At 70.4% G+C, this 23,173-nt stretch carries 25 protein-coding genes; 14 read left to right on the forward strand and 11 right to left on the reverse strand.

Annotated elements, in window-relative coordinates; all coding sequences use genetic code 11:
- Nucleotides 1-75: 75 nt before the first annotated feature.
- From ACFWRV_RS04475 to ACFWRV_RS04495, 5 genes are all read right to left on the reverse strand, one after another.
- Entirely contained in the window at nt 76-1,203 is a 1,128-nt protein-coding gene (locus ACFWRV_RS04475) for a hypothetical protein (RefSeq protein WP_384328107.1), read from the reverse strand.
- The gene (locus tag ACFWRV_RS04480; protein ID WP_384328110.1) at nt 1,203-1,976 is read right to left on the reverse strand and encodes an RNA polymerase sigma factor; all 774 of its coding nucleotides are present in this window, start codon (nt 1,974-1,976) and stop codon (nt 1,203-1,205) included. The genes ACFWRV_RS04475 and ACFWRV_RS04480 overlap by 1 nt, the downstream gene beginning before the upstream one ends.
- A 563-nt stretch (nt 1,977-2,539) precedes the next feature.
- Complete coding sequence (locus ACFWRV_RS04485) at nt 2,540-2,791, reverse strand: hypothetical protein (protein ID WP_384328113.1); 252 nt, start codon at nt 2,789-2,791, stop codon at nt 2,540-2,542.
- Nucleotides 2,792-3,023: 232 nt separating this feature from the next.
- Complete coding sequence (locus tag ACFWRV_RS04490) at nt 3,024-3,977, reverse strand: hypothetical protein (protein WP_384328116.1); 954 nt, start codon at nt 3,975-3,977, stop codon at nt 3,024-3,026.
- 407 nt (nt 3,978-4,384) lie between these two features.
- Nucleotides 4,385-4,864, reverse strand: coding sequence for a hypothetical protein (locus tag ACFWRV_RS04495; protein WP_384328119.1), 480 nt, complete (start codon nt 4,862-4,864; stop codon nt 4,385-4,387).
- 447 nt (nt 4,865-5,311) lie between these two features.
- Between ACFWRV_RS04495 and ACFWRV_RS04500 the strand changes: the two genes are divergently transcribed.
- The 4 genes from ACFWRV_RS04500 (at nt 5,312) to ACFWRV_RS04515 (ending at nt 7,260) form a co-directional block, all read left to right on the forward strand.
- On the forward strand, nt 5,312-5,653 hold the full coding sequence (locus ACFWRV_RS04500; RefSeq protein ID WP_384328122.1) for an ArsR/SmtB family transcription factor: 342 nt from the start codon (nt 5,312-5,314) through the stop codon (nt 5,651-5,653).
- A 3-nt stretch (nt 5,654-5,656) separates the two neighbouring features.
- Complete coding sequence (locus ACFWRV_RS04505) at nt 5,657-6,163, forward strand: SRPBCC family protein (protein ID WP_384328124.1); 507 nt, start codon at nt 5,657-5,659, stop codon at nt 6,161-6,163.
- Complete coding sequence (locus ACFWRV_RS04510) at nt 6,163-6,783, forward strand: dihydrofolate reductase family protein (protein WP_384328127.1); 621 nt, start codon at nt 6,163-6,165, stop codon at nt 6,781-6,783. Before ACFWRV_RS04505 ends, ACFWRV_RS04510 begins: the two co-directional genes overlap by 1 nt.
- A gap of 189 nt (nt 6,784-6,972) precedes the next feature.
- Nucleotides 6,973-7,260: a hypothetical protein gene (locus ACFWRV_RS04515; protein ID WP_384328130.1), complete on the forward strand. Its 288-nt coding sequence runs from the start codon at nt 6,973-6,975 to the stop codon at nt 7,258-7,260.
- Between the two features lie 229 nt (nt 7,261-7,489).
- Here the strand turns inward: ACFWRV_RS04515 and ACFWRV_RS04520 are convergent, their stop codons facing one another.
- On the reverse strand, nt 7,490-8,068 hold the full coding sequence (locus tag ACFWRV_RS04520; RefSeq protein WP_384328132.1) for a hypothetical protein: 579 nt from the start codon (nt 8,066-8,068) through the stop codon (nt 7,490-7,492).
- A gap of 105 nt (nt 8,069-8,173) precedes the next feature.
- Nucleotides 8,174-9,784 carry a glycoside hydrolase family 20 protein gene (locus ACFWRV_RS04525; protein ID WP_384328135.1) on the reverse strand — a complete coding sequence of 537 codons (1,611 nt, stop codon included), beginning with the start codon at nt 9,782-9,784 and terminating at the stop codon, nt 8,174-8,176.
- 447 nt (nt 9,785-10,231) lie between these two features.
- Here ACFWRV_RS04525 and ACFWRV_RS04530 point away from each other — a divergent pair, with 447 nt between their 5' ends.
- The 9 genes from ACFWRV_RS04530 to ACFWRV_RS04570 all read left to right on the forward strand — a co-directional run bounded on the left by ACFWRV_RS04530 (nt 10,232) and on the right by ACFWRV_RS04570 (nt 17,030).
- Entirely contained in the window at nt 10,232-10,774 is a 543-nt protein-coding gene (locus tag ACFWRV_RS04530; protein ID WP_384328138.1) for a 2-oxo-4-hydroxy-4-carboxy-5-ureidoimidazoline decarboxylase, read from the forward strand.
- A 272-nt stretch (nt 10,775-11,046) separates the two neighbouring features.
- Nucleotides 11,047-11,427 carry a succinate dehydrogenase, cytochrome b556 subunit gene (sdhC, locus tag ACFWRV_RS04535; RefSeq protein ID WP_078625614.1) on the forward strand — a complete coding sequence of 127 codons (381 nt, stop codon included), beginning with the start codon at nt 11,047-11,049 and terminating at the stop codon, nt 11,425-11,427.
- A 5-nt stretch (nt 11,428-11,432) separates the two neighbouring features.
- Nucleotides 11,433-11,915: a succinate dehydrogenase hydrophobic membrane anchor subunit gene (locus tag ACFWRV_RS04540; protein ID WP_384328143.1), complete on the forward strand. Its 483-nt coding sequence runs from the start codon at nt 11,433-11,435 to the stop codon at nt 11,913-11,915.
- A gap of 30 nt (nt 11,916-11,945) precedes the next feature.
- A complete protein-coding gene (sdhA, locus tag ACFWRV_RS04545; RefSeq protein ID WP_384328146.1) occupies nt 11,946-13,700 on the forward strand; it encodes a succinate dehydrogenase flavoprotein subunit in 1,755 nt (584 codons plus the stop codon).
- Complete coding sequence (locus tag ACFWRV_RS04550; protein ID WP_215110459.1) at nt 13,700-14,476, forward strand: succinate dehydrogenase iron-sulfur subunit; 777 nt, start codon at nt 13,700-13,702, stop codon at nt 14,474-14,476. Before sdhA ends, ACFWRV_RS04550 begins: the two co-directional genes overlap by 1 nt.
- Nucleotides 14,477-14,620: 144 nt before the next feature.
- The gene (locus ACFWRV_RS04555; protein ID WP_384328150.1) at nt 14,621-15,217 is read left to right on the forward strand and encodes a hypothetical protein; all 597 of its coding nucleotides are present in this window, start codon (nt 14,621-14,623) and stop codon (nt 15,215-15,217) included.
- Nucleotides 15,218-15,374: 157 nt separating this feature from the next.
- Nucleotides 15,375-15,809 (forward strand): hypothetical protein, encoded by a 435-nt coding sequence (locus tag ACFWRV_RS04560; protein WP_384328153.1) that lies wholly within the window; start codon nt 15,375-15,377, stop codon nt 15,807-15,809.
- Nucleotides 15,810-15,814: 5 nt separating this feature from the next.
- Nucleotides 15,815-16,282: a thiol-disulfide oxidoreductase DCC family protein gene (locus ACFWRV_RS04565; RefSeq protein ID WP_384328156.1), complete on the forward strand. Its 468-nt coding sequence runs from the start codon at nt 15,815-15,817 to the stop codon at nt 16,280-16,282.
- 10 nt (nt 16,283-16,292) lie between these two features.
- The gene (locus ACFWRV_RS04570; protein ID WP_384328159.1) at nt 16,293-17,030 is read left to right on the forward strand and encodes a TetR family transcriptional regulator; all 738 of its coding nucleotides are present in this window, start codon (nt 16,293-16,295) and stop codon (nt 17,028-17,030) included.
- A 33-nt stretch (nt 17,031-17,063) separates the two neighbouring features.
- On the opposite strand, the gene ACFWRV_RS04575 is transcribed toward ACFWRV_RS04570, so the two are convergent.
- From ACFWRV_RS04575 to ACFWRV_RS04585, 3 genes are all read right to left on the reverse strand, one after another.
- Complete coding sequence (locus ACFWRV_RS04575) at nt 17,064-18,617, reverse strand: ABC transporter substrate-binding protein (protein ID WP_384328579.1); 1,554 nt, start codon at nt 18,615-18,617, stop codon at nt 17,064-17,066.
- 275 nt (nt 18,618-18,892) lie between these two features.
- A complete protein-coding gene (locus ACFWRV_RS04580) occupies nt 18,893-20,293 on the reverse strand; it encodes a metallophosphoesterase (RefSeq protein ID WP_384328582.1) in 1,401 nt (466 codons plus the stop codon).
- Between the two features lie 33 nt (nt 20,294-20,326).
- A complete protein-coding gene (locus tag ACFWRV_RS04585) occupies nt 20,327-20,572 on the reverse strand; it encodes an SCO4848 family membrane protein (protein ID WP_384328162.1) in 246 nt (81 codons plus the stop codon).
- 133 nt (nt 20,573-20,705) lie between these two features.
- Between ACFWRV_RS04585 and ACFWRV_RS04590 the strand changes: the two genes are divergently transcribed.
- Nucleotides 20,706-22,100 (forward strand): D-alanyl-D-alanine carboxypeptidase family protein, encoded by a 1,395-nt coding sequence (locus ACFWRV_RS04590; RefSeq protein ID WP_384328164.1) that lies wholly within the window; start codon nt 20,706-20,708, stop codon nt 22,098-22,100.
- Here the strand turns inward: ACFWRV_RS04590 and ACFWRV_RS04595 are convergent.
- Entirely contained in the window at nt 22,097-23,050 is a 954-nt protein-coding gene (locus ACFWRV_RS04595) for a YihY/virulence factor BrkB family protein (RefSeq protein WP_384328167.1), read from the reverse strand. The two genes, ACFWRV_RS04590 and ACFWRV_RS04595, sit on opposite strands and share 4 nt — an antisense overlap.
- Nucleotides 23,051-23,173: the final 123 nt, after the last annotated feature.

Below are 23,173 nucleotides of genomic sequence, written 5' to 3' on the forward strand. Positions count from 1 at the left end.
TCTGTACTGCGCCCGGCTTCCGAAAAACGTCACACCTGGCTGTCCGGGCCGCTCGCCGAGGGCTGGAACCGCCGGTCAGCGGGTGAGTACGGAGGCCGCTTCGGAGCTCCGGGGAAGCGGCCCGGCCGCGCTGTCCGCACCGGCGTCCGCTCCCTTCCCCGCTTCCGGGGCCGCGGCGGCGCGCGGTACGGGGTGGAAGGAGACGGGCGGGCGCGAGCCGTCGTCGCCCGGGCCGTCGTCATCGTCGTCCCCGCCGCCGGAACCGCCGGAGCCGCCGTCCCCACCGCCGCTGCCGCCGAGGAGGCGGTCGCAGAAGCGCTCCAGGTTCTTCTCGCCCTTCGCGAACTGGATCAGCTGGCGTCGGCTCCGGTCGTCCAGCGTGCCCGCGCGGAAGGCCTTGCAGGCCTTGACGGACTTCTCGTACCAGTTCCCGGAGTCCGTGTCGTCGCCGGAGCCTGCGGGGCCGCCGGGCCGGTCGTCCTGGCCGTCGCCGCTCCCGGAGGTCTCCTCCCGGCCGTCGCCGCCCGGGCTGTCCGGGGTGCCCGGACGGTCCTGGTCGGACTCCCGGCCGGTCTCGCCGGTCCGCGCGCCGTCGGGCGTCTCGGGCCCGCCGGATTCCCGGGTCTCGGGCGAGGAGGACGCCTCCGGCTCGGCGGGCGAGGACGGGTCCGCCGGGGACGACGGGTCGTCGGCGGGCTCGCTGGACGTCAGCGGCCCGGGGGTCACGGCAGCCGATACGGAGGTGGCGGGCGCGGGCGAACCCTGTCCGCCGAAGGTCCCGGTGAACACGCCCGTACCGGCGGCGACCGCCACCCCGCCGAGCGCACAGCCCGCGAGCGAGGCGACCAGACCGAAGCGGACCGGCCGGCTCCAGCGCGGGCGGCGGTCCGGGGCTTCGGGGGCGGGGCCGAGCTGGACGGCGTGCAGCAGGCCGGGCCGGCCGGGGACGGCGGCACCGGCGGCGCGGCCGGCGAGCCGGTCCACACCGCTGCCGTGGCCGGCCTTCCGGAACGCGGCGAGAACCGCGGCCTCGCCGGGGAGTTCACCTGCCGGGACCCACAGCCCCTCGCGGGCCGCGCCGAGCGCTTCGGCGAGGCGGAAGGCGTCGGTGCGGGCCTCGTCGCCGACGGGGACGACCGGTTCGCCGCGGAGAAGTCTCTCCGCCGCGTCCTTGTCAAGCCACTCGTAGTGCTCGTCGGCCATCACATGTCCTTCTGCGTCCACGGTCGCGAATGCGTCACACCGGGAGTGACCACGGCGGGCGCAGCCGGACCGCCCCGGCCGGGCCGCTGGGAGGGCACGGCGCCGAGCCCGGCGCCGCCACCCGCGTCCTGATTCGCGTCGCCCGCGGCGGCCTGTGCCGGTTCCGGGGTGCCGTCCGGGCCGAACGCGCCGTCGCCGTCGGCCCGGGGCGCCGGAAGCTGACCGTCGGCGCCGAGGAGTTCGGCCAGTCGTTTGAGGCCGCGGTGGGCGGCGGTGCGTACGGCGCCGGGCCGCTTGCCCAGGGTCTGCGCCGCGCTCTTGGCGTCGAGCCCGACGACCACCCGCAGTACGACGGCCTCGGCCTGGTCCTGGGGCAGCTGGGCGATGAGGGACATGGTGCGGTCGGTGTCCAGCGCCTCGATGGCGTCACCCGCGGTGTCGGACTCGGCGGCGCGCGCGGTCAGCTCGGTCTCGTCGCCGCCGATCGCGGGGCGGCGGCTGCGCATCCGCAGGTGGTCCAGAGAGCGGTTGCGCGCGATCCGCGCGGCCCAGCCCCGGAACCGGTCGGCGTCACCGCTGAAGCGGTCGAGGTCACGCGCTATCTGCAGCCACGCCTCGGACGCCACGTCCTCGGCGTCCGGCTCCCCGACCAGCGTCCGTATGTAGCCCAACAACCGTGGCTGCACCGCGCGGTACACAGCACGGAAGGCGTCCTCGTCCCCGTCCTGCGCCGCGAGCACCGCGGCAGTCAGCTCCGCGTCGTCCCCCAGCACTCCCTCAACCCGCTCTGCCGTCCTCAATCGCAGCTGGTCAACTGCTGCGCAACCCTGCGCGAACCAGCACGCTACGTGCTCGGCGGGGGTCGCGTCCATGACTTGTACAACTCGCAACAATTCGTCGGCCGCTGCTCCGGTGTGACAGAAAACGCAGTCATGGCGCTGAGATGAGTACGGGGTCGTGCTGCGACCCCGTGGAAGACGGCCGGGGCCTCTCCTGTGGGGGGTGGCGGCCCCGGTCGTCGCTCCAACACGTGGTCGCCTGACCAGGCGCTGTGTGGGGCGCCCGCCTTCTCCGTGACCACCCGAAGACGCGGGTGTCGCGGCCGCTGCACGGCCGGCGCGTGACCGACCCATCCCGGCTTCGCGCGCCCTCCGAACTTCATCGACGAGGGAGTCCCCGAGCTGGTGGATCGCCGGGCATCGCCCGCGGGCGGGAGGGCTGGGCCACTCTGCGAGGAATCGCCTCGCGGGCCGATCCACCGCCCGTCCGGTGGCGAAGGGGCCTGTGCGCGAAGGGCCCGCCCCCCGAGGAGCAGGCCCTGCACACGGTGTGTTCTCTAGCGGCCGTGCAGGTACTGGGTGGAGAAGTAACCGCGCTCGGCCTCGAAGTGGGCCTTCTTCTCCTTGGCGTAGGTGATGCCGTACGGGCCGCCGAGGTTCTGGTATTCCGCGTACGCCTTGTGCCCTTCGACGTGCTGGTAGCCGCCTTCGGCCTTGCCGCCCTCCCAGTCGTTGGCGGCGGCGGGGGCGGCGGCGACGAAACCGGCGGCGGCGACAGTGGCCAGGGTGAACGCGATACGGCGAAGCATGAGTGTTCCTCTCGAAAGACGTAATGGCTATCGGGCAGAACGAACTCTTACCGCTTTCCCGCCGCACGCCGAAGTGCCCCGCCTCGCCGGAGCGGTAATGCACCCTTCTGGAGCCTTGGTTGAAAGCTGACCGGTGAGCCGGGTGACCCTGAGGGCTGTTGTCGTGCGCCGGTCCGGGGCGGTCAGCGGGTCGAGGCGCCGTCCTTCCACCGCGCGTAGGCCCGGCGCGGTGTCACAGGTCCTTTTGGCAGGCGGTACGTTCGGCCAATCCCAAGTACGCCGCGACCGCGTTCGTGGAGTCCTTTCCCGCGCGAGTGGCCCGGTGGCCGGTCTCCACCACGCTCCCGAGGAATTCTTCCCAGTAGCTGCCCCGGTCATGGCTGCGCGACGTCTGGCCGGGCAGAGCGGGTCGAGGTTCCGCCGGTGAGCGGTCGGCCGATTCCGCGTCCGGGGTTCTCGCCGGTGACGGAACCGGGTGCAGTGCGGCAACGGAGGTCCAGGTTTCCGGGCCCAGCGCCAGGCCCATCGGCTCCGACCTGCTCGTCAGCATATGAGCGAGTGTTGCGCGCATTTCCTCGTCCAGGGCCGCGTAGATGTGTCTCGACGGCAGCGGAGGCGGTTCCGCTTCGTGCGACGGGGGCAGCCCCTGACCCAGCTGCTCGTGTTCCGCGCCGACGGAGGGAATTTCTTCGCGCACAGGAAGACCAGGCAGGCGGAGGGCCTCCCTGCGCTCCTGAATGCACTCGAACCTGTCGATCGCCTCGGCCGCTTGTGCACTGGCCCGCCTGCTTCCGCCGGCCATGCGGGCCTTTGCCTCAAGGAGATCGCGATGCGCCACGCCATAGGCGCGGCACAGATCGATGCTTTCATCTCCGCGGTCACTCAGGCCGCCGGCATAGGGGGCGGTGATCGCCAGCGCGGCCAGCCCCGAAAGACCGGAGATCACCGTCTGCGCCGTGAGCGATGACGATTCGGCGACCAGAGGCCAGGCCAGCAGACCGGTGGAGAAACTGAGTGCTCCCGAGGCGATGCTGAAGCGCCTGGCCCTGTTCACCAGGGAAGCGACCTCTCTCGGCATCCTTTTCGACCAGTACGCCGCGTCGTCGATACACGCGTCAAGCCGTCGTGCCAGGGCTGTCGCATGGGGGTCTCTGGCTTTTCTCAAAGAACCGCTGTAGAGCTTCATGAGTCTCACCATTGAGTAGGGTCCATCAGGAAGGTGGCTCAGCCGGCCGTGTGCCCGGAATGAGATCGGACCCGTATCGCCGGATTCCCGGATATGGCCTGCCGGCCGTGGCCGGCAGTCGGCGGCGGCTCCCCCACCGCCGACTGCTACCGCCTTTTCGGGCTTGCCTTCAGGGAATGTGCCGCTCAGAAGCGGTCGCGTTCAACGGACGACACCAGACGCCTACGCCGACGGGCGTAATATGTAGCAAGCACCTAGTATCGTGCTGAAAGTACCGCACCGGTCAGAGGTGGCTCGTTCGTTCCTACCGCCACTGCTGACTGGCCGGCGGCCAGGCGCACGCCTGTACCGGAGGCCCCGGCCCGATTCCGACGGGCCGGGGTCTCGGTATGGCGCTGATGGCGCGACTACCACTTGCCGTGGTTGCTCTCGACGACGCGGAAGCTGCCGACGACACCGTCCTCGACGTACAGGCCGCCGTCGACCCAGTGCGGCTTCACGCCGTTGCTGGTGCTGTGCGGGCCCACGGTGGCGATGGGCGCCCCGTTGTCACAGGTAGCACCCCGGAACACCTCGACGGTCTTGTTGGTGTCGTTGCGGATGTTGAAGCTCCGGGCTCCGAGGCCGCTGACCGCGATCGTGCAGCCGTCCGATGCCGCGGAGTAGGACCGCTCGTTGACGTGGATCCGGCCCTCGTGGTCGTAGTCCTGCTTGCCGCTTCCGCCCTGGGGGGCGGGGGCGGACGCGGCGGCCGGGGCGGACGCGGGGGCGGGGCGCTTGGGGGCCTGGGGCGCCTGGTCGGAAGCGACCGCGTAGTTGATGCCCGTGGCGGTGAGGGCCGCCGCGCCGACGATGGCAGCAGTCACTGCGAGTGAGCGATTCTTCATCTCACATCTTCCTGATTCGAGGTCTGGGCGACCGGGTGGCCGCGCCGAGAACGAACATACCTAAAAGCGACTTAAGTGATGCATGGGATCAGAGGAAAGTGTGAAGAATGGGCCGTTCAGTCGCCTTCCCGCGAAGGGGCGAGGCCCCTCATCGGGGAATGTGCGGACTGAAAGACGTTCATTCGAAAGGAAGTTGACTGCTCATTGGGTCGTCTGGGTGACCCACTGACGCCGGTTCACACTTTCGATTGCGTGTCGCTTCTTGCGTCATGGCGCGCGAACGCGAGGGCCTTTGCCGGACCGACTGCGGAGGCAGTCCCCCGCCGGCCGGCAGTACTGATCCCACGAACACGGAGCGTGACGCTCTCCGCCTGGATCAGGTCGGCCGCGCCGACCCCGGCGATCACTCCCGCTTGACGTATGCCGATATCGGCATACGATCGCCTCATGGCACGAGCAGCGACGACGTCGGACGTCTTCAACGCGATCGCCGAGCCGCAGCGCCGGGAGATCCTGGTGCTGCTGCGGGCGGGCGAGCGGTCGGTGACCGAGTTGGCCCAGGAGTTGGGGATGACCCAGCCGGGGGCGTCCAAACACCTGCGGGTGCTCCGGGAGGTCGGACTGGTGCGCGACCGCAAGGCGGGCAAGCAGCGCCTGTACGGCCTGGACGCCGGCGGGCTGCGGTCCGTCCACGAGTGGACCGGCGGTTTCGAGCAGTTCTGGAACGAGAGCTTCGGCCGACTGGACGCCTACGTGCGGGACCTGAAGCAGACAAGGGAAGCGGAGTAACTGATGAGCGCGACAGGACAAGGAACGTCGGCCGAGTCGGCGACAGCCGACCGCGAGACGGTCATCTCCCGGCTTATCGACGCTCCACGGGAGCTGGTGTTCGAGGCTTTCACCGAGGTGCGGCACCTGTCGCACTGGTGGGGGCCGGAGGGCTTCACCACCACCACACGGGCGTTCGAGTTCCGCGTCGGCGGGGAGTGGGACTTCGTGATGCACGGACCGGACGGGACGGACTACCAGGAGTGGATCACCTGGACCGAGCTCGCCCCGCCGGAGCGGATCGCGATGCTCCACGGGGAGACCCGCGACGACCCGAACGCCTTCGCGTCGGTCCTGACGTTCGAGCCCGAGGGCACGGCGACCCGGATCGAGATGCACACGCTGTTCCCCACCAAGGAGCAGCGCGACGAGGCGGTCGAGAAGTACCACGCGATCGAGGCCGGACGTCAGACCCTCAGCAACCTGGCGGCCTACGTCACCGAGACCCTTCGCAAGGGGGCGGAGGGCTGATGGCCGGGAAGGTGTTCTTCAGCGTGTCGATGTCGCTGGACGGGTTCATCGCGCCCGAGTCCGCCGAGGAGTTGATGGGGCAGCAGTGGATGGAGCTCCAGCGGTGGGTCTTCCCGCTGCGGTTCTTCCGCGAGAACCTGAAACTCGGCGAGGGCGGTGAGGAAGGGCGCGACAACGACATCGTGCGGGAGACGTTCGAGCGCACCGGCGCGAGCGTGATGGGCAAGCGCATGTTCGACGCCGGCGAGCAGATGTGGCCGGAGGAGGCGCCGTTCCACACGCCGGTCTTCGTCGTGACGCACGAGAAGCGTGACCCCTGGGAACGTCCCGGCGGGACCACGTTCCACTTCGTCGACGACGGCATCGAGACCGCGCTCGACCAGGCCCGCGAGGCCGCCGGTGATCGCGACGTCCGCATCGCGGGCGGCGGCGCGACGATCCTGGAGTACGTGAACGCCGGCCTGGTCGACGAGTTCTCCATCGCGCTGTCACCCGTGCTGTTCGGCTCCGGAATCCGTCTGTTCGAGGGCGTGGACGCGGGCCGCGTGGCCCTGGAGCAGGTCCGGGCGGAGCCCTCCCCGAGGGTGACGCATGTGACCTACGCCGTCCGGGAGCGGTGACCGGCCCGACCTCGGCGCGCTCCCGCAGAGGTCGGCTGCCCGCGGACGGCCGGCCCGCCCTGGCAGCGAAGTCGGCCTCCGGCCCGGGCGACAGCCGGGAGCACCGATAGGGTGAGACGTGTGAAGGAAGCGGAGTCGGGGACACAGCAGCGGCAGCGGAATGCCGGTCGCTCGCCGCACACGGCGTGCGTGGTCCCTGGCCGCGCCACGGCGCGGGCCGATGACCTGCTGGTGCTGATCGCCCACGGGAGCACGAAAGCCCTGGCCGAGCTGTACGACCTCGTCGCGCCGCTCCTCCTCGCCCTCCTGCGACCCCAGCATTCCACCGTGGACCAGGCAAAGGATGCCCTGGTCGGCGTCTTCGCCCGGATATGGCGTACGGCTCCCGCCTACAGCACGGGCCCCTACGCCCTGGACTGGATCATTGACCAGACGCGCGGAGATGCGCGCACCGGAGCTCCCAGGCGGGCGGCGTGACGGCGCGACCCGGGCATTCGGCGTGCGGAGGTTGGCCGATCTCGCCCGCCTGAAGTACGTCGGCCGGGCGCAGGCCCTGGCGGCGATGGACGCGGCGAAGTGACGCCCGGCCGATCCGCGGTGCCCCGCGGGGCTCCTTCCGTGGCACCGCGCCACCGACCCGCCGGGCGGCCCTCTGACGTCGGATCGTCGATGCGCGCAGGTCGCCGCCCCCGTCGGGCCGTCGCCCTCAGCCCCGTACCCGCGCCCGTCGCGACATCACCGCGCGCAGGACCCGGCGGCCCTCCGTCGACAGGTCCAGCGCCTTGCGGAGGCCGGCGCCGCTGCCCGCTGTGCCGGTGGTCTCCGCGAGGATCTCCAGGATGCGGACCTGCCGTTCCAGCTCACCCGCGACCAGCGGGCCCACGGCGGCGGGTTCACCGCTGCGGGCCGCCCGGAGCAGGTCCTCCTCGTCCGAGGGGGCGTCCCCGTCCGGGGCGTCGAACCGGCCGTGGACCCTGAGGGCGACCAGCGAACAGGCCTCGGCCCACTCCCGCAGCGGTACGGCGGCGAAGTCGGAGGGGGCCGCGCCGAGCATCGCCCGTACGAGCGCGGCCGGGCCGTCGGGGACGGAGGTCTGTTCCATCGCCGTTCGGGCGGCGGTGAGCCGTGTGGCCCATTTTTGCCCGTCCTCGCAGCTCGCCCAGAGCGGCCGCAGGGGCTCTCCGTCCGGCCCCGCGAGCAGCGGCAGGCATCGGTCCAGACAGGCCAGCGCACTGGCGGCCAGTGCGCGCTCGTCGGCTCGTTCGATCAGTTCCAGCAGACTCATCGACGTCTCCCTCGGTCTACCGGATACTGCGCCGAATGGCTGAAAATCGTCACATCGCCACTGAGGGGCAGCGCGCACCGGGGCCGCCGGGAGCCGCCGCCGGGATCAGCCCGCGCTGCCGGTCCGCTTCGCCAGCTCCTGGAACTGTGCCCAGCTCAGCTCGGGCTCCCGCGGGTCCCACAGCTTCTGCGAGGTCGCCACGAGCGGCATCCTGATGCCGTTCGCCACCTGCTCGGCGGTCTGGGCGTTCGGCAGGTCGCCCCAGACGGCGAACCGGCCGCCGAGGATCTGCTTCGAGTAGCGCTCGGCCACGGGTTCGGTGCCGCGCAGGACCAGCGGGGTCCACTGCTCGTAGATCCGCTCGCCGGTCGGGTAGACGAACTCGTTGGGCTCGCCGAGCACGTAGTACAGGAACTCGTCGTTGAGGTTCAGCATCTTGTAGCCCTCGGCGAGGTATTCCTGCGGCGGGCGGGCGCCGATCTCCTTGCCGGTCCAGTACTCGATCTCGATGTTCTCGTCGGCCTTGACCTTCGTGCCGCGGAAGAGCCCGTCGTTCCAGGCCTTCGCGGTCCGGCCCTTCGGGACGACGACGTCCGCGCGGTCGTTCAGCCAGCTGGTGGCCAGGTCCTCGATGGTGGCGTCGGCGCCGTGCTTCTCCTCGGCGGCCCGCTGGAGCTGGGGGTAGGAGACGGCCGGGTTCTGGACGGTCAGCGCCTGGTACTCGTCCGCGCCGAGGTGCCAGAACCGCCCCGGGAACAGGTCGGTGTACTCCTCCAGGAGCTCGTCGATGAGCTTCGCCGCGCCCGGCTCGGAGATGTCGATGGACCCCTTCGACTCGACCCCCGCGGTGTTGCGCAGCTGGAGGTCGGGGTGGGCGGCCAGTACCGCGCCGAGGTGTCCGGGCGAGTCGATCTCGGGGACGACCTCGATGTGCCGGCTGTTGGCGAGGCCGACGATGCGGCGGACCTCGTCCTGGGTGAGGGCCTCTTCGGACACGACCTCGGGGTGGGACTTCGACTCGATCCGGAAGGCCTGGTCGTCGGAGAAGTGCAGGCCGAGCTGGTTGAGCTTGAGGTCGCCCATCTCGCGTATGCGGTCCTCTATCCACTCCGCGCTGTAGTGCTTGCGCGCGATGTCGAGGTTGAGCCCGCGCTGCGGCCGGTCCGGCCGGTCGTTGACGACGCCCTCGGGGACCGTGCGGTCCGCCTTGAGCGACTGCTTGAGCGTGCGGGTGCCGTAGAAGACGCCCGACTCGTCGGGGCCGTTGATCTTCACCTTCCGGTCGCGCACGGTGAGCGTGTACGACTCTGAGGGGCCCGTGTCCTTGGCGCCGAGCGCCAGTTCGACGTCTCCCGTCCGGGCCGGCTCGGCGCCCCGGTAGCGGATGTTCAGTTCCTTGGCGAGCAGCTCCGCCTCGTCGGCGAGCACCTGGCTGCCCTTGGCGATGACGACGGTGCTGTCCTTGCCCGGCTGCCAGCCGGGCCCCCGGGCCGCGGTGTGCTCGCGCACCGCGGGGATCGTGCTCGGCGTGCTCGACATCGGGTAGCTGCGGGAGGGCGACGGGGCGGCGGCCTCGGCGGAGGTGCCGGAGGGCGACGCCGTGTCGCCGGACGGTCCGCTGCCGGATCCCTCCGGCCAGACGACAACGGTGAGGACGACGGCGGCCGCGGCCGTGACAGCCGCGCCGGTGACAAGGGCACCACGCGAGGGCGACATCGGGCAGATTCCTCCGTTGAGGGGGCAAGGGCGGGTGAGACGAGTGAACTGGGTGCAAGGCTGGCATTTTTGTCGCGGCCTCGCCCATCGAGGACATCGGGCGAGCGGACAGAACCCCGGCCGACGCAGGTCAGACGTCCATCACGCGTTCCGAAACCCTCCCGTTCGGGTGATTCTTCTGCGGTCCGCCGGACGGCCGCCGACCGATCTCGTTAGCGTTGCGGCACATTCGTCTCCCTCTTCACTCCCACCCCGCGCAACCTCCTTGCGCTCCCGCCTGTCTTTCAGGGACGGAAGACCTTGCTCACCCCCTGAGGACCCCGTGCGGGATCCCGGGGCCCACCGGGTCACAGCTGTCGTTGATACGAGGAGTCCACGCTGTCCAGGTCCAGCGAGTCACCCGCCGGCCTGCCGAAGCGATCCACGCCCCCGGCCGGCCGGTCGGCCGTGCCCGTGCAGCCGCGCCACCCGGCTCCGGCCGGCGCCCCGGAGACGCCGCCCGCCGACGGGGCGCCGCTTGATCACGCCGTCGGTCTGGCCCATTTCAACAGCCTCCCCTTCGCCGCCGCCGAGGCGGCCTTCCTGGAGTGCTGCGGCAGTCTCCGCTGGGCGCACCGGATGGCCGCCCACCGCCCCTACCCCGATCTCGGCGCTCTACTGGCCGCGTCCGACGAGGCGGGCTACGACCTCGCCCCCCGCGACATCGCGGAAGCCCTGGCCGCGGAACCGGCCCCCTGCCTGCACCACGACGCTCCCCGCGCCGCCCATCTGGCGCTGCGGGCCGCGCACGCGGCGTACGAGAGCAGGTTCGGCCACGCCTTCGTGATCTGCCTGGACGCCTTCGGGCCCTCCCAGCACGTGGACCAGGTGCTGGCCGGGATCCGGGTCCGGCTGGCGCACGAGGTGGACGAGGAGCGGGCGGTCACCGCCGAGGAACTGCGCCGACTCGCCCGGAGCCGGATCGTCGAACTGGTCGCCGCGGACCTGTGACGCCAGGGGCGGCTCCCGGGCCAGGGGGCCCGCGCCCCGCCGGGCGGCCCGCTCGCGGCCCCCGGGCGCCGAGCCCCGCGGGCCCCGCGCGACAGGGGCGCTCTAGCCCGTACGTGCCTGTTTGATTGCCACTTTGATCACACCAGAGGCCCCGGCGGATACGAACCGACAAAGCGTCGCTACGATGGCCGGGGCCGGTGGACCGTACCCGGCCGGGTCAGACCGACAGTCAAGCCGGCCGACCCCAATCCCCGCTCCCGGAGGGTTCTTCCGTGCCGGCTGGAACGCTGTACCGCGGCCGGGAAGGCATGTGGTCGTGGGTGGCTCATCGAGTCACCGGTGTCCTCATTTTCTTCTTCCTGTTCGTACATGTCCTGGACACCGCTCTTGTCCGCGTCTCCCCCGAGGCCTACGACGAAGTCGTGGCCACGTACAAGACGCCGATCGTCGCGCTCCTCGAATACGGCCTCGTGGCCGCGATTCTCTTCCACGCGCTGAACGGTCTCCGGATCATCGCCGTGGACTTCTGGGCCAAGGGCCCGCGACTCCAGAAGCAGATGCTCTGGACCGTGATGGGCATCTGGATCGTGCTGATGGTCGGGGCCCTGTACCCCGTCCTCGGTCACGCCGTACGCGACGTCTTCGGGAGCTGAGGCCCATGTCCAGCGAGACTTCTTCCGCAGCCGCGATCGGCGACGTCGAGGCCGTGAGCCTCTACGACATCGACCACCCGGCCCCGGTGATCGAGCCCCCGCGCAAGCGCACGGGCAAGACCCCCAAGGCTTCGCGCGGCAATTTCGAGATGTACGCCTGGCTCTTCATGCGCCTGTCGGGCATCGTCCTGGTCGTCCTTGTCATCACCCACCTGCTGATCCAGCTGGTGCTCGACGGCGGCGTCTCCAAGATCGGCTTCGCCTTCGTGGCGGGCCGCTGGGCCTCGCCGTTCTGGCAGGTCTGGGACCTGACGATGCTCTGGCTCGCCATGCTCCACGGCGGCAACGGGCTCCGTACGGTCATCAACGACTACGCCGAACGGGACAAAACCCGCTTCTGGCTGAAGATGCTCCTGTACACCGCCACGGTGTTCACCGTCCTGCTGGGCACGCTGGTGATCTTCACCTTCGACCCGAACATCCGCTAGGCGCCGGGACAGAGGGACCAGAGGAAAACCATGCAGATCCACAAGTACGACACCGTCATCGTCGGCGCCGGCGGCGCCGGCATGCGCGCGGCCATCGAGTCGACGAAGCGCAGCCGCACCGCCGTGCTGACGAAGCTCTACCCCACCCGCTCCCACACCGGCGCGGCGCAGGGCGGCATGGCCGCCGCGCTCGCCAACGTGGAGGAGGACAACTGGGAGTGGCACACCTTCGACACGGTCAAGGGCGGCGACTACCTGGTCGACCAGGACGCCGCCGAGATCCTGGCGAAGGAGGCCATCGACGCCGTCCTCGACCTGGAGAAGATGGGCCTGCCGTTCAACCGGACGCCCGAGGGCCGCATCGACCAGCGCCGCTTCGGCGGTCACACCCGCAGCCACGGTGAGGCCCCCGTCCGCCGGTCCTGCTACGCCGCGGACCGCACCGGCCACATGATCCTCCAGACGCTGTACCAGAACTGCGTCAAGGAGGGCGTGGAGTTCTTCAACGAGTTCTACGTCCTGGACCAGCTGATCACCGAGGTCGACGGGGTCAAGAAGTCCTCCGGCGTCGTCGCGTACGAGCTGGCCACCGGCGAGATCCACGTCTTCCAGGCGAAGTCGGTCATCTACGCCTCCGGCGGCACCGGCAAGTTCTTCAAGGTGACGTCGAACGCGCACACCCTGACCGGTGACGGCCAGGCCGCCTGCTACCGGCGCGGTCTGCCGCTGGAGGACATGGAGTTCTTCCAGTTCCACCCGACGGGCATCTGGCGCATGGGCATCCTGCTGACGGAGGGCGCCCGCGGTGAGGGCGGCATCCTCCGCAACAAGGACGGCGAGCGCTTCATGGAGAAGTACGCGCCCGTCATGAAGGACCTCGCCTCGCGTGACGTCGTCTCGCGCTCCATCTACACGGAGATCCGTGAGGGCCGCGGCTGCGGTCCGGCCGGTGACCACGTGTACCTGGACCTGACGCACCTGCCGCCGGAGCAGCTGGACGCCAAGCTCCCGGACATCACCGAGTTCGCGCGGACGTACCTCGGCATCGAGCCCTACACGGACCCGATCCCGATCCAGCCGACCGCGCACTACGCCATGGGCGGCATCCCGACCAACGTCGAGGGCGAGGTGCTGGCCGACAACACCACCGTCGTCCCGGGCCTGTACGCCGCCGGCGAGGTCGCCTGTGTCTCCGTGCACGGCGCCAACCGGCTGGGCACCAACTCGCTGCTGGACATCAACGTCTTCGGCAAGCGCTCGGGCATCGCGGCCGCCGAGTACGCGGTGAAGAGCGACTTCGTCGAGCTTCCCGAGAACCCGGCCCAGCTCGTCGCCGACCAGGTGGAGCGGCTGCGCACCTCCACCGGCACCGAGCGCGTCGCGGCGCTGCGCCTGGAGCTCCAGGAGTGCATGGACGCCAACGTGATGGTGTTCCGTACCGAGCAGACGATCAAGACGGCGGTCGACAAGATCGCCGAGCTGCGCGAGCGGTACCTCAACGTGTCCATCCAGGACAAGGGCAAGCGGTTCAACACCGACCTGCTGGAGGCCATCGAGCTGGGCAACCTGCTCGACCTGGCCGAGGTCATGGCGGTCTCCGCGCTCGCCCGCAAGGAGTCCCGCGGCGGTCACTACCGCGAGGACTACCCCAACCGCGACGACGTCAACTTCATGCGCCACACCATGGCGTACCGCGAGGTGGCCGCCGACGGCGCCGAGTCGATCCGGCTCGACTACAAGCCGGTCGTGACGACCCGCTACCAGCCGATGGAGCGTAAGTACTGATGGCTACCCCGACCCTGGACAAGACCGACGGGACCGCGAAGCCCGAGGCGGGCTTCGCCGACTCCCCGTTCATCACCGCCACGTTCCGGATCCGCCGCTTCAACCCCGAGGTCTCCGACGAGGTCCAGTGGCAGGACTTCCAGATCGAGATCGACCCGAAGGAGCGTGTCCTCGACGCCCTTCACAAGATCAAGTGGGAGCTCGACGGCACCCTGACGTTCCGCCGTTCCTGCGCCCACGGCATCTGCGGCTCCGACGCGATGCGGATCAACGGCAAGAACCGGCTCGCCTGCAAGACCCTGATCAAGGACATCAACCCGGACAAGCCGATCACGGTCGAGGCCATCAAGGGCCTCACGGTCCTCAAGGACCTCGTGGTCGACATGGACCCGTTCTTCCAGGCGTTCCGCGACGTGATGCCCTTCCTCGTCACCAAGGGGAACGAGCCGACCCGCGAGCGTCTGCAGTCCGCCGAGGACCGCGAGCGGTTCGACGACACCACCAAGTGCATCCTGTGCGCCGCGTGCACGTCCTCGTGCCCGGTGTTCTGGAACGACGGCCAGTACTTCGGCCCGGCGGCGATCGTCGCCGCGCACCGCTTCATCTTCGACTCGCGCGACGAGGCCGGCGAGCAGCGTCTGGAGATCCTCAACGACCGTGACGGCGTGTGGCGTTGCCGCACCACGTTCAACTGCACGGACGCCTGCCCGCGTGGCATCGAGGTCACCAAGGCGATCCAGGAGGTGAAGCGCGCGCTCATCACGCGTCGCTTCTGACCCTCCCGTAACAACTGTTACGTCGACAGGCCCCGCCCCCGCAGCCTCACCGCCGCCGGGGGCGGGGTCTGTTGCTGCACCGGGGCCTCGCGGGCGGTACGGTTCAGCGGAGCTGAAGACCGAAAGAGAAGAACGGGGATCGTCGTGAGCGAGCCGAATCCGTACGCGGACGACGCGTACAAGTGGGGCCCGCCCCAGCCGGGCCACCAGCCGACCGTCGCCGACGGCCAGGCGTACGGGTACCCGGCGCCGGGCGCCCCTCCCGCGTACGGCTATCCGCAGCCGCTGCCGGATTCCGCGGCCCAGCCAGGGCCCGGTTACGGCTACCCCCAGCACGCGCAGCCGACGATGCCCGGCCAGTACCTCCCGGTGCCGCAGGGTGCGCCCGGCCAGGGCGGTGTGCCGGTGCTGGCGATCGGCGACATCACCGTGATGAGCGACGCGATCGTCACCCCGTCCGGGTCGATGCCGCTCAAGGGCGCGGTCTGGACGGCCACGGACATGTCGCGCACGGAGGAGAAGATCCCGACGCACGCGGTCGTGCTGGCGATCATCTTCGCCCTGTTCTGCCTGATCGGCCTGCTGTTCCTGCTGATGAAGGAGAAGCGGACCACCGGCTTCATCCAGGTCACGGTCACCAGCGGCGGCCGGCACCACTCCACGATGATCCCGGCCATGGGCCCGTACACCTTCCCCGCGGTGATGGGCCAGCTCAACCAGGCACGCTCCATGAGCGCCTGACGCCTCCGGAGCCGTCCGCGCCCCCGGAGGGCCGGACGAGGAGACGGCTGCGATCCGTTCGACCTCCACCCGGTAGACCCCTTCTTGAACATGTTCAAGAAGGGGTCTACAGTCATGCCCACGAGCAATTTTGAACGCGTTCAAGGGAGGGTGGGGCATGGACCTCACTGTTGTCGCGTACGTCATCTACCTGCTGATCAGCGTGGCGCTCACCATCTGGGTCGCCCGCACGCTCAGCCGCAACGGGCGGGTCTTCCTCGCCGATGTGCTGCACGGGAACGAGAAGCTCGCCGACGCCGTCAACCACCTGCTGGTGGTCGGCTTCTATCTGGTCAACCTCGGGTTCGTCACGCTGTATCTGAAGAACGCCGACGGGGTGACCGACGCCCGCGAGCTGTTCGAGGCCCTCTCGGTGAAGGTCGGCGTCGTCCTGCTGGTGCTCGGCGTGATGCACCTGGGCAATGTGTGGGTCCTCAGCCGCATCCGCCGCCGGAGCGCCCTGGAGCGCGAGCAGACCCCGCCGGTGCCGCCGCAGGGCTGGACGCCCCCGGGCGCCCAGGGCCCGTGGACCGCTCCCGCCGCCGGGCGGTGAGTCCGGTGGCCGAAGCCGCGCCCACGGCGTCGCCGGGCCCCGCTCCGTACGCCGGGCCCGCCCCCGTGCACCGGCTCACCGTCCTCTACGACGCGCAGTGCCCGCTCTGCGTCCCTCTGCGGGGCTGGCTCCAGCGGCAGCGGCAGCTCGTGCCGCTGGACCTCGTACCGGCCGGATCGGCCGAGGCGCGGCGGCGGTTCCCGGAGCTGGACCACACGGCGACGCTCCAGGAGATCACCGTGGTCGGCGACCTGGGGCAGGTCTACCGGGAGACGGCCGCCTGGATCGTCTGCCTGTGGGCGCTGGCGAAGTACCGCTCCAGGGCCCACTGGCTGACCACCCCCGCCGGGCGGCCCTTCGCCCGGGGCACCGTCCTGGCCGCCGCCCGCTACCGCTCGATGGCCGTCCCGCCCTGTGCCCCCGGGGCCCGCGAGTGCGCCGCCCCGCCCGGCGGTCCGTGGGGTCCCCGTTAACCTTGGGCCCGTGGTGAAGGAAGAGAAGAACGTGCAGGAGACCAAGCCGGCCAAGGCCGCGAAGAGCGAGCAGACCCGCACGCTGATTCTCGAAACGGCGCTCCGGCTCTTCGCGGAGCGGGGCTACGACCGGACGACCATGCGGGCCATCGCCCAGGAGGCGGGCGTCTCGGTCGGAAACGCCTACTACTACTTCTCCTCGAAGGAGCACCTGGTCCAGGGCTTCTACGACCGGATCGCCGACGAACACGCGACGGCGGTCCGGCCGGTGCTGGAGGGCGACCCGGATCTGACCGTACGGATCAGGGGCGTGCTGCTGGGCTGGCTGGACGTGGCGGAGCCGTACCACCGCTTCGCCGCCCAGTTCTTCAAGAACGCGGCGGATCCCGACAGCCCGCTCTCCCCGTTCTCGGAGGACTCGGTGGCCGCCCGCGACGCGGCGATCTCCATCCACGAACGCTGCATCGCCGGGGCGGACGTCAAGAGCGACCCGGAACTGGCCCCGCTGCTGCCGCAGTTGATGTGGCTGATGCAGATGGGGCTGGTGCTCTTCTGGGTGTACGACCGCAGCGAGGGCGCCGAGCGCAGCCGACGGCTGGTCGAGCGCACCGCGCCGATCGCGGCACGGGCCATCGCGCTCTCCCGGTTCCGGGTGCTGCGCCCGCTGGTGCGGCAGATCCACGCGCTGCTGGTGGAGTTCCTGCCGAACGCGGCGACGGCCGGGGCGGTGCCCCGGCAGTCGGACTGACTCCGCGCCCCGGCCGTCGGCCGGGGCGGACCGTCAGATCCAGCTCAGCTCCCACAGGCGCCAGGTGCCGGTGCCGTCGGAGAGGTACTGGGAGCCGGCGACCTCGGACTTGGCGACGACGTAGTCCTTCTTCTGCCACAGCGGCAGCAGGGGGACGTCCTCGCCGACCAGCGACTGCATCTCCTTGAAGTCGTTCGAGGTCCGGCTGCGGTCGCTGAACTGCTGCGTGGCCGCGATCAGCTGGTCCATCCGCTTGCTGGAGTAGCCGCTGTGCAGGACGTTCCCGGTGCCGACGAGCGGCTGGCTGAAGGTGTCGGGGTCGGGGAAGTCGGGGAACCAGCCGACGGTGTACATGTCGTACTTCCCGGCCGCGTACTCCTTCTGGTACTTCGTCCACTCCACGGCCTGGACCGAGACCTTGAACAGCCCGTCCTTCTCCAGCTGACGGCGCAGCTCGGCGGTCTCCTTGGTGTACATGTCGCCCTCGCGGTAGGCGAAGTTCACCGAAACCGGCGTCTGCACTCCGGCCTGCTCCAGCAGTCGCGCGGCCCGCTCGGGGTCGGTGGAGGGGTAGGCGTCGAAGAACGGGGTGCTGTGCCCGATGTAGCCGGTGGGGATCAGCGAGTACAGGGGGTCGACCGTACCCTGGTAGACCTTCCTGACCAGGGGACCACGGTCGAGGAGCGCGGCGACGGCCTGGCGGACCTTCTTGTCCCCGAACGGCGAGTTCGCGCGGGAGTTGAAGATGATGTTGCGGATCTCGGCGCTGGCCGCCTCGGTCACCCGCACGTCCGGGTCGTTGGCGTCCAGCTCGGCGAGCGTCTCGGACGGCAGCTGCCGGTGGGCGATGTCCACCTCGTCGTTGTCCCAGGACGTCTGCAGGTCCTCGGAGGTCTTGAAGTAGCGGATGTTGACCGCTTCGCCGGTCTTCTTCAGCGCGCCCCGGTACTTCAGGTTCGGCACCAGTTCAGCGCTGCCCCCCGGCTCGTACGACTTGAGGACGTACGGGCCGGAGCCGTCGACCTGGTTGCCCGGACGGAGCTTGTCCTCGGGGTACTTGGTGGGGTCGACGATCGCCGCGGCGCCGGTGGCGATCTTCTGCGGGAAGGTCGCGTCCCTGCTGGACAGGTTGAACGTGATCGTGCGGCCCTCGGTCGTCACCGACTTGAGCGTCGGGAAGAGACCCGCGGGGCCGACGTCCGACTTGATCGTGAAGATCCGGTCGAAGGAGTGCTTGACGTCCTTGGCGGTGATCTCGCGACCGTTGGAGAAGGTCAGGTCGTCACGGAGCTTGCACTGGTACGTCTGGAGCTTCTGCCCGACGAATCCGCAGCTCTCGGCGGCGTCCGGCTCCGGCGTGACGGCGCCGGGCTTGAACGTCATCAGCGACTGGTAGATGTTGCTGTAGATCGCCCAGGAACCCGCGTCGTAGGCGCCGGCCGGGTCGAGGGAGGTGACGACGTCCGACGTCCCGACCGTGATCGCGTCGGTCTTCGCCTCCCCCGTCGGGAGCAGTTGCCAGGCACCGACGCCCGCTATGACCAATACCGCGAGAATCGCGAGAATCCGTACCCGGACCGACCGCATTGCCGTGCTCTCCCTTACCAGCCCCACCTCGGCGGTCGCGTTTGTGACGCGCACGTCGCCGCATGTTCGCGCTTACCCAATCACACGATTTTCACATCTGGAAGAGTAAATAGGGCACTCACAGGCTTTTATTGGACACGCGCTGGAGGCTCTGTCCGAAAAGGCTGTTTCCTGCCTCCTACCTGCGGGTTTCCGTAGCTGACGGTGACCCTTCGGTGTGGATTTCATGACGGTGGACCGGAGGCTCCCAGGACCGTCGCACCCGCGTCGGAGCGTTACGCCTGACGCGAGGCCAGCTCCACGACGGTGATGTCGGACGGGGCGCCCACCCGGACGGGCGGACCCCAGGCGCCCGCGCCGCGCGAGACGAACAGCTGGGTGTCGCCGTAGCGTTCGAGACCGGCGACGGTGGGGTTGGCCAGCTCGGCGAGGAAGTTGCCGGGCCAGAGCTGTCCGCCGTGGGTGTGGCCGGAGAGCTGGAGGTCGACGCCGTGCTCGACTGCGTCGTGGATGACGACGGGCTGGTGCGCCATCAGGACGGCGGCGCGGCCCCGGTCCCGGTCGCCCAGCGCGCGGCCGAAGTCGGGCCCCTGGCCCTCGGTCTCCCCCGCGATGTCGTTGACGCCGGCGAGGTCGAAGCCCTCGACCTCGACCCGGGCGTTCTCCAGCGGGATCAGCCCGAGTTCGCGGACGTGATCGACCCACTGCTCGGCGCCGGAGAAGTACTCGTGGTTGCCGGTGACGAAGTAGCTGCCGTGCCGGGCCCGCAGGGCGGCCAGCGGTTCGGCGGCGGAGCCGAGGTCCGCGACGGACCCGTCGACGAGGTCGCCGACGACGGCGACCAGGTCGGGCGAGGTCGCGTTGATCGTGTCGACGATCCGGCGCGTGTGGGCGCGGCCGAGGATCGGGCCGATGTGGATGTCGCTGACCACGGCGATCCGGAAGCCGTGGGCGGAGCGGGGCAGTTTGGCCAGCGGGACGGTGATCCGCCGGACGCTCGGCCCGCGCAGCACCCCGTACGCGCCGTACCCGACGGTGGCGAGTCCGGCGGCGGCGGCCGCGGCGCCGACGACCCGGGAGACGAAGAGGCGGCGGGAGGGGCCGGGGGCGAGGGTGGGCGCAGGGGCGGTGGTGGAGGTGGCCGGGGCCTCGGCAGCCGGTGCCGTCGCTCGTTCCGCCGCTGGTTCCGTTTCCGGTTCCGTCGTGGGATCGGTCGCCGTACGCGCCACCGCTTCCGAAGGGGCGCCGGTCCCGGCGGAACGGGACGGCACCAGCGCTTCGGTACGGGGACGGGTCTCGTCCGAGGCCCCTGCGGGGGTTCCGGAAGCTGTTCCGCTTGCGGTCGCGCCCGTCCTCTCGTCGCGCCGGGCGAGGACCCGCAGGAGAACCGGCCGGACGACCTCGCCGACGAGCAGCGCCAGCGTCAGGTAGAGCAGGCAGGCCAGCCACAGGAAGCCGGGCCAGGCCAGCACCTGCTGGAGCCAGAAGGGCGCGCCCACCCGGCCGGACGTCATGGCGCCGACGCTCAGCAGCGGCAGGACGAAGGCGGCGACGGTGCCCACCCGGCGCAGCGCGCTGCCGGGCGCGGTGGTGTCACCGACGAAGCGCCGCCACAGGTACCGGTGCACGGCGCCGAGCAGCGCCAGCACCACGAGCCCCACCAGAGCGAAGACCACTGCTGCCATCCGAGCTTCCCCATGTTCCCGTCGTCATGCGCGCGTGTCGCGCAAAGCCCGGACTCCGCGCAACCCGATCGCGCCGACCGCCGTCCCCAGAAGAAAGGACGTGATGGCGAGCAACAGGTGCACCCAGAAGTACCCGGTCGGTTCGCCCGCGTCGTCGAAGGCGAGCCCGCTGCCGTCCTGCCACAGGTTCTTGACGAAAGTGATCCAGATGAACCAGCTCCACACCCCGAACGCGAGCAGGAACCAGGACACGCGGCGGCTGAGCTTCATGGGTCCAGTATCGCCGCCGCTCTCCGGGGCCCTCCGCCGGGGTGACGTCCGAACGGGGCCGTCCCGGCGTTCCCTGCGGCGGGTCAGCCGGTCCGGGTCCTCATCCACATCTTCGCCCTGTACGTTTCCGACCGTGCCTGCTCTGAAAAAGATCGCCCTCACGGTCACCGCCGCCGCCTTGTTGTCCGGTTTCGTCCTCAGTCCCGCAGCGGCGGCCGACAAGGACAAGAGCGACGGCAAACAGCCCAAGCCGCCGAGCACGATGTCCAGTCTCGGCGGGGAGCAGCTCGGCAAGGCCGGCACCCAGGTCAACCTGGGCCGGGGGGCGCCGGTGCTGCCGAAGAAGCTGTCGGGCCGGTCGTGGATCGTCGCGGACGCGGAGAACGGGGACGTCCTGGCGGCGCACAACGCGCACTGGCGGCTGCCGCCCGCCTCCACCTTGAAGATGCTCTTCGCGGACACGGTGCTGCCCGCGCTCCAGCCCACCGAGAGCCACAAGGTGTCGGAGAGCGAGCTGGCCGGGGTCGGCGAGGGCAGCAGCCTGGTCGGGATCAAGGAGGACCACACCTACACGGTCCACGACCTGTGGCTCGGGGTGTTCCTGCGGTCGGGCAACGACGCGGTGCACGTCCTCTCCGAGATGTACGGCGGTGTCCCGGAGACGGTGTCCGCGATGCAGAAGCACGCCGAGGAGCTCCAGGCCCTGGACACCGTGGTGGTCTCGCCGGACGGGTACGACGCGCCGCGCCAGGTCTCCAGCGCCTACGACCTGACGCTGATCGCCCGCAGCGGGATGCAGAAGAAGGACTTCCGCGAGTACGCGGCGACCGCCTCGGCCGACTTCCCCGGCGAGAAGAAGAAGGGGAAGAAGCGCGAGTCGTTCGAGATCTCGAACACCAACCGGCTGATCACCGGGGACATCGGCGTGGACCCGTACCAGGGCATCGCGGGCGTCAAGAACGGCTACACCACCCACGCGGGCAACACCTTCACCGGCGTCGCCGAACGCAACGGCAAGGTGCTGCTGGTCACGGTCATGAACCCGTCGGCGGAGGAGAGCCACGCCGTCTACAAGGAGGCCGCCCACCTCCTCGACTGGGGCTTCGCCGCGAGCGGCAAGGTGACCCCGGTCGGGGAGCTGGTGCCGCCGAAGTCCATCGACACCGGGACCACCATCGGGGGCAAGGGATCGACGCCCGCCGCCGGCGCGGACGCGGGCACGGGGGGTCAGGCCGAGGCCACGCACGCCTCCGCCTCGAAGGATTCCAGCGGGGTCGGGGTCGCCCTGGCGATCATCGGCGGTCTGCTGGCGGTCGTGGCCGGCGCGGTGTTCCTGGTCAACCGTCGCTGGCCGCTGGCGGGCCTGGGCGGCCGCACCGCGCCCGTGGCCGAGGCGGCCGGACCGGCGGAACCCGTCGAGGCGGCCGGGCCGACGAAGGCGACGGAACCCGGCGAGGCAACCGAGCTGACGAAGGCGACGGAACCCGCCGAGGCAACCGAGCCGACTTCCTCGACCGAGAAGGCCTAGGCGCGGGTGGAGCCGCCGGGCGTCTCGCTCCCGGCGGCCTCCCCCTTCCTGTCCGCCTCCGGGTCATCCCGGTCCTCCGACCTCTCCGGGATCTCCTCCTCCTTGCTCCCGGTCGCCGTCCAGGCGGCGCAGAACAGCAGCAGCTTCGCGGTGAAGTTGATCCACAGGAGCAGCGCGATCGGCACGCCGAACGCGCCGTACATGCTCTTGCCCGCCACGTCCCTCATATAGCTGCCGAGCAGCAGTTTGAGCAGTTCGAAGCCGACCGCCCCGAGCAGCGCAGCCACCACCAGCCGCCGCCGGGGCGGCTCCACGCCGGGCAGCAGCGTCAGCAGATAGAGCAGCAGCAGGAAGTCGGCGACGACCGCGACCGCCAGTGCGGCCACCCGCAGCAGGATGCCGCCCGCCCCGCCCTCGGGGATGCCGATCAGGTCGGCGGTCCAGCCGACCGCCGTCGAGCCGATGGTGGACACGGCCAGGGTGGCGAGCGCCGCACCGCCGAGGCCGACGAGCAGCACGGCGTCCTTCACCTTGGCGACGACGGGGTTGGCCTCCTGGACGTCGTCCAGGTCCCAGACCGCGCGCAGGCATTCGCGCATCGAGCCGACCCAGCCGACACCGGTGAACAGCAGCAGCGCACCGGCCACCAGGCCGACCGTGCCCGCGTTGGCGACCAGCCCGTCGATGCCCAGCTGGTCGGAGATGCCGGGCACCTGGTCGGCGAGCTTGTCCTTGATGGTGTCCAGCTGATCGTCGCTCAGCAGGGCGGCGGCGACCGCCGCGCCGACCGCGATCAGCGGGAAGAGCGCCAGGAAGCTGATGAAGGTGATCGCCGCCGCGAGCCTGGCCCAGTGGACCCGGTCCAGCCGCTCGTAGGAACGCCACGCGTGCGTCTCCATCAGCCGGGCGACCAGGGGCCCGATCACCGGGAGTTTCTTGAGCCAGTCCATGACGTCTCGCGTACCCTCCTGAGCCCGGAACACCAGCGGCCCGCCCCGGACTCTCCCGGACGGGCCCGGCGGATCTCCGCCACGCTTCGCTGACACTCCCTCCATCACCCGTTCCGGTGAGCG

Origin of the sequence: Streptomyces sp. NPDC058576 (assembly GCF_042718715.1) — a bacterium.
GTDB lineage: Bacteria > Actinomycetota > Actinomycetes > Streptomycetales > Streptomycetaceae > Streptomyces.